The following is a 757-nucleotide window of genomic DNA, read 5'->3' on the forward strand; positions in this document are numbered from 1 at the left end:
TCGCAATCTTACCTCTTAATGCCGGTCATCTACTTTTCTAATATTTTTCTCTGACAATCTCTTCTCCTTAAATCTCCTCTCGTTTGCCAGAACTCGTTTCCCTTTTAACGGGGCGACAAAGGTAATTACTTTTTCAAAACCTCCAAAACTTTTTTCGCTTTTTTTGAAACTTTATTGCTAAAGTTTCTGCGGCTTTGACGCGGTCTTCAGTGCCGTTCCACCAGCCTTCCAATCACTCGTCTTTTACCCATCATCTTGTCACTTGAACGTCGCTTCGTTTCCAAAGCGGCTGCAAAGGTAATTCTTAATTTGTTTCTGCCAAACTCTTTTTAAAGTTTTTTCGAAACTTTTTTTTTTCGAACCGTTTCGCCGTTCCAAAGACCGAAATCTTCTTCCCAACTACCGGCCCTGCCTTTGCCGTTCTTAACCCAACCGTTTCTATGAACATCGCTTCTCTCAAAGCGGCTGCAAAAGTAATCAAGGTTTTTAATAATGCAAGCTCTTTGATGAAAATAGTTGCAACTATTTTGGGGCTAAAATCGCAACTGACTGACAATCTGAATGGAGTGGATTAATAAATTTTTAGCGAGGCCGATTTAAAAAGACAGTATACCCGCTGACCTTTCTCAAGGCACATACTTTTTTGTGAAGCTTCGGTCACCTCGACGATGATGTTTTCGCCTACATCGACCACACAAAAGGCAAGGCCGTCTTTTAAAAATACTTCTTTCATGGTACCTTCTACCTGGTTGCGCAG

The 757-nt window shown here is 41.1% G+C and carries 1 protein-coding gene; it reads right to left on the reverse strand.

The window, feature by feature from the left end:
- Positions 1 to 571: 571 nt before the first annotated feature.
- On the reverse strand, positions 572 to 757 hold a 186-nt coding region (locus tag LH29_RS23460), incomplete at its 5' end, for a TOBE domain-containing protein (RefSeq protein ID WP_045033900.1).

Origin of the sequence: Draconibacterium sediminis (genome assembly GCF_000949475.1) — a bacterium.
GTDB lineage: Bacteria > Bacteroidota > Bacteroidia > Bacteroidales > Prolixibacteraceae > Draconibacterium > Draconibacterium sediminis.